The organism is uncultured Gimesia sp., from assembly GCF_963972345.1.
Lineage (GTDB): Bacteria > Planctomycetota > Planctomycetia > Planctomycetales > Planctomycetaceae > Gimesia.
In genome coordinates this window covers 33,666-42,920 of the sequence record NZ_CAXAVM010000039.1, presented here as the reverse complement: position 1 = coordinate 42,920, position 9,255 = coordinate 33,666, and the positions used below count along the sequence as shown (strand labels likewise).

At 49.8% G+C, this 9,255-nt stretch carries 5 protein-coding genes; 3 read left to right on the top strand and 2 right to left on the bottom strand.

All coding sequences use genetic code 11. From position 1 onward, the window contains the following. Window positions 1-2,979, bottom strand: a 2,979-nt coding sequence (locus AACZ40_RS09295; protein ID WP_339674174.1) for a cadherin domain-containing protein, incomplete at its 3' end; no start/stop codon positions are given. Between the two features lie 918 nt (window positions 2,980-3,897). Here AACZ40_RS09295 and AACZ40_RS09290 point away from each other — a divergent pair. Continuing rightward, the gene (locus AACZ40_RS09290; protein ID WP_291169265.1) at window positions 3,898-4,767 is read left to right on the top strand and encodes a hypothetical protein; all 870 of its coding nucleotides are present in this window, start codon (window positions 3,898-3,900) and stop codon (window positions 4,765-4,767) included. Here the strand turns inward: AACZ40_RS09290 and AACZ40_RS09285 are convergent, their stop codons facing one another. Continuing rightward, a complete protein-coding gene (locus AACZ40_RS09285; RefSeq protein ID WP_291169268.1) occupies window positions 4,768-5,961 on the bottom strand; it encodes an enolase C-terminal domain-like protein in 1,194 nt (397 codons plus the stop codon). It abuts the gene before it with no gap. A 138-nt stretch (window positions 5,962-6,099) separates the two neighbouring features. On the opposite strand from AACZ40_RS09285, the gene hpnH reads away from it, so the two are divergent. Together hpnH and AACZ40_RS09275 are read left to right on the top strand one after the other, a co-directional pair. Beyond that, complete coding sequence (hpnH, locus tag AACZ40_RS09280) at window positions 6,100-7,260, top strand: adenosyl-hopene transferase HpnH (protein ID WP_291169270.1); 1,161 nt, start codon at window positions 6,100-6,102, stop codon at window positions 7,258-7,260. Window positions 7,261-7,504: 244 nt separating this feature from the next. Then, window positions 7,505-9,172 (top strand): DUF1559 domain-containing protein, encoded by a 1,668-nt coding sequence (locus AACZ40_RS09275; protein ID WP_291169273.1) that lies wholly within the window; start codon window positions 7,505-7,507, stop codon window positions 9,170-9,172. The last annotated feature ends 83 nt before the right edge of the window (window positions 9,173-9,255 follow it).

Genomic DNA, 9,255 nt, shown 5'->3' with positions numbered 1-9,255 from the left:
GTCCAGCCGCAGAATATTATTGCTGCTGTTGCCGGTAATCTGCACATCGGTCACATTCGCAAAATTATGAGCGGGAACGATTTCGTTGGAAGTCACTGTTTCCAGAATGCGTAGCAGACTGCCGTCTCTGATAATCGTAATATCATTGACTGACCAGTCTCCCGGATTAAAGACCAGCGTTTCAGCCAGGTCGTTCAGGTTGATCGTGATTGTGGCAGTGGCCGTAGCGCCGTTATTGTCATTAACAATGACATCGAGTGTGTAGGTGGGATTGGTTTCGAAGTTCAACAGACTCTGGTCAGCGACAATAATCTGACCGCTGGCAGTAATATCAAATGCGGCAGCGCCGGTGCCATCAGATTCGGTGAATGTGAGTGTATCACCGGGCAGATCGGCGTCGGTAGCCACGATCACAGCGCCGACACTGGTACCATTGGTCGAATTTTCATCAACCGAACGTATCTGATTTGCGATGACGGGAGCATTGTCATTCAAAGGATTCAGATTGATGGTAATTGTGGCGGTATCAGTCGCGCCTGCACTGTCGGTAACCAGGATTTCAAGGTCGTAGGATGTCGCTGTTTCGTAGTCAAGCTGCGTCTGATCCAGAACGGTGATTTCACCTATGGGACTGACAGCAAAAGCCGTCTGACCGGTTCCGCCCGTGACACTGAATGTGAGACTGTCTGGCGGCACGTCAACATCCGCAGCGATAATCGTTCCGACAGAAGTGGTGTTGCTGGTATTTTCATCCACATCGAAACTTTGATCACCGGCAACAGGGGGGCTGTTCACAATCAGGACCACATCGTTGCCGTCGCCTCCCTGGTAGGTGATATAAACCTGATTGCCATTAAAGGTAAACAGCGTTCCTTCCGCGCGATCGACAAATTCGCCTGTAACCGAATCTATGTCATCGTTAGCAATCAGCAGAAATTCGGTTCCTGCGGCAGCTGTAAAAGTGCTGGAGATATTGAGCGTCGCTCCGGTGAGATTGACCTCGCCGGTAACCTGCACCTGATCGTATTCAGAACCGGCGGTTGTGCCGTTGATTTCGACATCCAGTGAAGAACCAGCTTCCAGAGTCAGGTATTCCGTGCTGATAAAGCCGGGACTTGAACCAGGGGTAAAACTTCCATCGCTGTTGACCGTCACATCGGCATTGATTGTTCCCGAACCACCGAGAACCGCATCAGCAGAGACAATCACTTCGGCAGTCGTCAAGGAGCCTTCAATTTTCAGGATTCCATTTTGTACGCTGGTGGGACCGGCATAGGAATTCGTTCCGGACAGGATCAATTCCCCCTCGCCCGTTTTGATCAGACTGCCATCGCCGGAGATATCTCCAGCATAGGTTGCGGAAGTAGCCATTGGGGAATTCACGCTGAGTGTCCCTGTCGCACTTCCCAGCAGAACGTTTCCCGTGCCTGTCAGAGAAGTGATCGAAAGCTCGAAACCATCCAGGTCAAGAACGCTGGCAATCGAGGTAAGATCAACGCTTGAGGAGCCGGGGATGGCATTGGACTGTGCCAGCTTCAGGGTCCCCTCATTGATAATCGTCTGACCTGTGTAACTGTTGACGGCATCCAGCAGCACTGTTCCGGCACCGTTTTTCACCAGATCCGTCCCGCTCAATTGTGCCTGAACTGTTCCAGAGCGGAGATCCAGATTCGACTGGGCACTCAGCACGCCACTGGTGGCGATGACTGTTCCTTCTTCCAGAACAAAGTTGTTGACGGTTTCGTTATGGCTGTCCAGATCCAGAGTCGCTCCGCCAGTCAGCGTCAATGATACCGTATCGGCCAGTAGATCACTGGCCGTCAGCTGGTAGGTGTCCCCGGCATTTCCAGAGAGGATCAGATCGGCGGGAGCAAAAGAGACGTCAAAGGAATCCAGTTCAACGACGGAACTGCCACCGGACGTATTGATCTTCAGCGATTCGGAAGGGACCGCGAAAGTGGTCAGCTCAAACGCGGATGAGAGACTGCGGATCTGCATTTCACCTGGAATGGCTGAGTTTTCCAGAACGGCATCCAACGTGCCGGCTGGAAGATTGATGACAATATTATCTGCAGTGCTGTCTCCACCGAAAACAGGTTCCAGGCCACTATAACTGATCTCGGTAATTCCATTTCCACTGATGTCAATCGAACCTGATCCGGGACCAGTCAAATTATGCGTTACGGTATCAAAGGAGCCACCAATAAACTCCAGCGCATCATTACCGCCCGCTCCACCTGCGAACATCATGGCAATCTCGGTCAGTGCCGGGTTGCTGTAATCCAGGGTCAGCAGATCCGATTCTCCATCAGCGCCAATGAACTGGATGGAAGTCAAGCCCGCCGCCGGCGTCGAGAAGAGCAGGGGAGTTGTCTGGTCAGGATCCAGTATCTCCAGGTTTGAACCGTTGATCTGAACCACGAATGCATCATCGGCGTTCAGCTGGTTTGGCAGAATCACATTAAGCTGATCTCCGGTCAGTTCGAATTGCCCCAGATAAGTTACCGTGGATTCAGCGCTGAACTGGGGAGGCGTGCCGGGATCAACCTGCAGTTGAATCCCAATATTGACATCGCCCGAGAAGCCCGTGAGATCCATCGAACCCGATAACACGAGCGGTTCCTGTCCCAGGAACTGCACGGTCTGGGAAGGATCGGTGCCTGTTACCAGAATTGAGGAGATCTGCGTGAGATCGAACTTCAGAATGCTGTCAGGCATTCCCTCACCATTGTTAACCTGGAGAGTCTCGCCGCTATTGACCACAGAGACAGTGGCTTCGTCGTTGGCTGTATTCAGGTTCAGTTCAAGTACACCGCCAGAGGCAACGTCCAAGGCTGCAGTGACATTCAGAACAATACGATCTTCCAGGCGGATCAGTTCCAGATCCGCATTTCGGTCCTGCCTCAGACTGTTAAACTCAAGATTGGGAGAAGGGTGAGATTTGCCCAGGCATCGATTCAGCCATTTTATAAATCGCACGTTTAAGATGCTCCTTTGAGTTTTCGCCTGTGACCAGGTTCATGGTTGTGTCTTCAAGTATGTCTGCCGTGCAGGGAATGCATGAAAACACGCTTATGTAATGGATCGCGCTCTAAATAACAGTCTATATCAGAAAAATGGCAACCTCATTGGGAGGGACCATTCAAATATCTCAGTTTAGAGGGGGATCAGGTACAGGTATGGTGTAACGCAGGACCGGCCCTGAAATCCTGGCTTAACAGTGACAATGCAATTTTCCCGGTGCACTCAGGACGTTGCATGTGTCATGGCAGAACATCTCCCCCATATTATCTTTACTCACTAAATGTTATGTCAACGATTTTTAACGGTGCAGAATCATCTGATAAAAATTGAAAGCAGATGTCTGCACAAACGTTATATACAGTCTAATCAGTTAAAAAATTGTGGTTTTGACACTGAATCCAGTCTCGCTGTCTCCAATCAGTTTAACTGTTGTACGTATTGTAACTGATAAAGTACGAAACCTGTTCGCCTGGATTTCGTAGATGAGACACAATTCAGTCCATAATATTGTAACAGACCTTGAAAGTGTGTCACTGTGTCCACCTTGTTCTGGCAAAGCATTTATAGCGTATCAGTCAGATTAGGGGTCTTACAGTGACCTTGCTGCGATACAGGGTGGTGATGTTCCTGACAGAACCAGGGAGCCGATAATTGAAATGAGTACTCCCCGATTTCGAAATCGAATATTATTTTTATCTGTTTTCAGCCTGAAACAGCAGACTTTCATGTGGAGCGACTGATTCAATGAGGTTGCTATCTTATCATCCAAATATTTTGACATGCATATGCTGTCTGTTCCTCAGCGGCTGTGCTGTGAATCAAGGCGCTCATTTCTCAGTCGCACCTGAGCTTGATCACAGCAGGTATACTGCCATGTCGAAAGCATTGGACGCCAGAACTCAAAGCACACCACAAAAGACGATTGATGACGTAAAAGCTGACAGTTTCAGGGTTACCGGTTTTAATAAATACGAATATTCACCGAAAAAACAGGTTCAGAACATACCCGCTGAGTCGATTCAGGCTGACAGGCCAATTGTTCAAGAACTGGATTTTGATGAAATCGCTCAATTTCAATCCATTGAGCTGGTAGATTCCAGCATGGAAGTATTTGAGGAACCAGTTGAAGCGCAAAAGCCGGCGCGGGAAGCGCCTGAGATTCAGCTTATTCTGGATCCTCAGTCCCAGCCGATGACTTTACCCTCGGTTCCACCAGCACCGGAATCAGGGGCAGCAGTCACTGATCCCAATCAGGTGAAACAAAAGAAACGGTCGCCACATCTGGTTGAACTGGGATTGAAACCTCTCACTGAGTTAACGTTGAACACGAAACCATCTACGGGCGATTTACCAGCAAATACAGCCGGCGAACAACTGGAAAAGTTACCCGTTCAACAGGTCGTAATGGGAACGACTCGTGACTGGACTCTGACGACCAAAGAATGGGAAGCCCCGGCGATTCCCTATAATCCACTGTATTTTGAAGAGCCTTACCTGGAACGCTACGGCTATAATTACGGTCCAGCGATTCAGCCATTTGTATCTGCAGGCCGTTTCTTCGGTCGCGTCCCGGCTCTGCCTTACATGATCGGCGCTGATCCGATTCATGAGTGCCAATATAATCTGGGCTACGAACGTCCGGGAGATTGCCCCCCCTACCAGGTGGAGCGGTTACCCTTCAGTGCACGCGGCGTTTTATTTGAAAGCCTGACCGTAACAGGCCTGGTCTTCCTGATTCCCTGATCAGGAAATCAGTTGAAGCTGCTTTCGTGTCTGCAATCTGAGTCGCTCCTCATTAACGGTGATTCCCAGCCCTGGTCCGGAAAGGGCGGGTGCAAGTCCTCCTCTGCCGAATGAGATCTCTTCGTTAATGATATTCTCAGTGAGTAAATAGCGGTCGAAACTCCCCTCCAGAAAAGCGATTTCACACACGGCTGCGGCAAAATGTCTTCCCGCAGCGCTTAGAATTCCCGTTTCACCTACCTGGCAGCCCAGTTGATATTTGAACCCCGCCTGTCTGGCGCGTTGTGCAATGAGAAGTGTGGGTATCAGCCCTCCCAGTTTCGAGATACGCAGGTTGAAGTAATTGCAGTACCCCTCTGAAATCGCGGTCTCTGCGTCATCCATACTGCATAATGACTCATCAAGCATCACAGGAATCTGCTGTAATCGATTGATGTTCTTCAACGAGGTGATGTCGGTGTGCCTCACTGGCTGTTCGATGGCACTGATTCTGAAAGAAGCCAGTTGTTCTGTTTTTCGATCCAGGATTTCCCGTGTCCAGGCTTCGTTGGCATCCACCCGAAGGTCCATTTTTCTTCCCATGATGGAGCGGATTCTTTTCAGGAGTGCACGATCATCGCTGCCCGGCAGCCCCACCTTTACTTTGCAGTGCTGAAAGCCCGTCAGGCGATACAGGGCAGCCAGTGAATACTGTTTGATCGGACGCATTGAGGTCAGAACGGCACTGTAGCGAACCGATTTCTGTGGTTGCAGAAGTTCCTGAGCAGAATCCAGGTGCGTAAAGATCGCAGACAAAGAAGTCTGCATGGCCCGAGTCGCTGCATCCAGCAGACTGAGTTCGATTGCACACCGGGCGGCATTTCCGAAACAACCACGCTTGACGTATTCCGGGGGAGCTTCCTTTAATTCAGGGAGTTTCCACTGCTGCAGGAGAGAGTGCAACTCCGGTAATGTGTTCCAGCTGGAAGATAACGGAGATTGCGCGTTCAGCATCTCATATTGAGAGAAAACGGATAGGACTGATTCACCTGTAACGTATTCACGAGGAACCGATTCCCCCCAGCCTGTCGTACCATCATCCAGTTCACAGCGGACGATAATCGATTGCGATTCAGAACGACTGAAAGAAGCATGCTTGATTTTTCGACGTAAGGGAACAGCTACCTGATACGCGGAAAGACGGGCGATTCTCATGAGGCCAGTATTAAACCTTCATTAACTCTTTACTCTGTTGAGACATAGGTGAAAATTGGGGGTGACAGAGGATTCAGAAAGTACTAAGATCGCCCTATTCTGAACGGATTCTGATATTTTCGCAATATGGAGGCGATCGTGGGTGTTCCCCTTTCTCAAATGTGGACTGTAGCTAAGTATGTTCTGACACAACGCATTAAAGGTGTTGACCGCTATCCTCTGGTCCTGATGCTGGAGCCTTTATTCCGCTGTAACCTGGCGTGTGCCGGCTGTGGCAAGATCCAGTTTCCCTCTCATATCCTGAAGCAGAATCTGAGTCCCGAGAAATGTTTCCAGGCGGTTGACGAGTGTGGTGCACCGATCGTTTCCATTCCCGGCGGTGAACCGTTATTACATCCGCAGATGCCCGAAATCGTGGCAGGTCTGGTTCAGCGAAAAAAATTCATCTACCTGTGTACCAACGCGATCTTACTGGAAAAGCATTTAGAGAACTATCCTCCTTCAAAATATCTGACGTTTTCGATTCACCTGGATGGCATCCGCGAAGATCACGATGCTGCCGTCTGCCGGGATGGGATCTACGATAAGGCGATCAGCGCAATCAAAGCAGCCGTCAAAGCAGGACATCGGGTGACGACAAACTCCACGCTGTTTGAGCATGCCGAGCCGGAGCGGGTCCGTCAGATGTTCGACGAACTGGCCGAGTTGGGTATCGAAAGTATGATGCTTTCACCAGGATATCAGTACGAAAAAGCCCCGGATCAGGAACATTTCCTGAAACGTAATCAGACGATCCAGAAGTTCCGCGAAATCTTGTCTGCCCCCAAAAAAGCCTGGAAATTCAATCATTCCCCGCTGTTTCTGGAGTTTTTGAAAGGCAACTGGGAACTGGAATGCACTCCCTGGGGTAACCCGACCTATAACATTTTCGGCTGGCAGAAACCCTGCTATCTGCTGGAAGAAGGTTATGCCGAAACCTTCGCAGAACTGATGTCTTCCACGCGCTGGGAACAGTACGGCAAAAAGAGCGGTAACCCGAAGTGCCGCGATTGCATGGTCCACTGTGGGCACGAACCAACGGCCGTCGACCAGACCTTTTCTTCCTGGAAAGGCTTCCTGAAAGTGGCAGCATTAACCCTGTTTGGTTCAAAAGAATCCAATCAGCCGCTCCCCAACACTGCCAGGGAAAGCGTTGGGGCACCGCATTATACAGTCAGCGACGGGGAACTGTTTCAGTTGCCAGCATATTCTGAAGGAGCCGCTAACGAAGAAGTCGAGGCGCTGAATCTCTCGAATTGAGTGATCGGAACAGCCCAGACATGATTCTCAGCGTTCGTAAATGAGATGAGCCTCCCTCGGACCGCGCTTGACTTTCCCAGTACTGGCGACCACCATTATATACTGTTGCGCAGTGTTTTAGGTCAGTGTGTCTGGCACTCAGGTCAAATGATGCCAGCTGATCGTCAGGCTCTTTCCCTCAATAAGACTAGCTGAAATCTTGTCCTGAGCTCAGTCGCGACCGGTTTCCCACGAGGAGTTTTTAATGCATTTCAATACCCCCCATGACTGGCGTACGCTTTCTCATTGTCTGGTAGCAGCTCTACTTTTAGCGGTCGCTATTGGTGAACGCAGCGCTGTTGCACAAGACAAATCTGATCGCGGTCCGAAGGATCAAACCGTTTTACCCGCGTTTCCATTTGATGCGGTCCCTGATACGGCATTCGGAGTGATTGCCGTACGGCCTGCACAGATTCTGTCAGAAAAAGCAATGCAACCTGTTCGGGAACTGACTCAACAGGAAAAGAAGCAACCTCAAAATTTTGACTTATTGGGGATCGACCTCACTCAGTTGGAAAGCATTGTACTGATTTATCTGCCATCAGATACCGGTAAGCAGGTGAATCCCCTCGTCAGGTATGTCAGTGTCATCCGATCGAACAAGGTGATTGATCGCCAGCAGGCCAGAACGAAATTCAGCAAACTCGAACTGAAACCGGTTGACTACAAAGACAGGCAGATTCTGACAACAGGGGCTCTTGATGGTGATGGCTTATGCTTCCTGGATGACAAAACCCTGATCGCTTCAGACCATATCAGTGCGGTCATGCAGATCATCGACCAGCTGGAGAGCACAAAGGGGAAATCCTGGAGCAAACAAATGCAACCTTGGGGACAGTCTTCTGTTGCCGCTGCTATCGATTTACAAACGACCCGCAAACTTGCCGTCGGCCAACAGATGCATGCGCTTGCTGAAAGAATTCCCTTCTGGCCAGTGCTCTCCCCCCTCTGGGAACATCCCGATCTCGCTTCTTTCAGCTTGAAGCTGGATCGAGAACTTTCAGTCAAAATGATTTTTGAACAGAAAGAAAACCGTGACCAGGTCAAACATACGCTGGAAGGAGTCCTGTTACTGGGACAAAACTTGTTCGCCCAAATACAGGAAACTGCCAGGAAAAATCCCCAGCGCGTTCAAAAAGACGATCTGGAAAAAATGAAAGTCATTGAATCTGCTTTGCAGGCTGCCCGGGTAACACAGGATGCAAACCAGGTCACATTAGCAACTTCGCTGAATGATGATGACAGCACTCAACTGCTTGCCAGTCTGGTGCCGGGAATAAAACAAGCCCGGGCAGCGGCCCGGCGGTCGGTGTCCAAAAATAATATCAAACAGATCATGCTGGCTCTGCATAATTATCATCAGGTTCACAAGCATTTTCCGCCGGCTGTCGTGCTGGGGCCGGATGGAAAAACTCCGCACAGCTGGCGTGTCGAACTCCTTCCCTTCCTGGATCAGAAGGCGTTGTATGATTCCTACAAAATGAATGAGCCCTGGGACAGCGAACACAATAAAAAAATCGCTGAGACCCTGGTTCCCGTCTACTACAATCCTAATTCAGAGAATACCGCAAATGCTTCTTACTTCGTAGTGGTAGGAAAGAACACTCCCTTCGGTACCGAAGAGGGGGTCTCTTTTGCTGAGATGACGGATGGCACATCCAAAATCATGGCCATTGTTGAAGCCAAGCGCGATGTCCCCTGGACAAAACCGGAGGACATTTCCTTTGATGGCAAAAAGTTACCAGAGTTCGGCGGATTTCATGACGGGGGATACCAGACTGGTTTCTGTGACGGCTCAGTCCATTTCATTTCCAGCCGAATTGACCCGGAAACCCTGATCGGTCTCTTGACCATCAACGATGGTAAACCATAAGTACCGTTTGCCGCCGTTTAAGAGTAAGGTCTGAATAAAGTTTCAAATTCTATTTGACATTTTTGCATCACCGATTACTATAA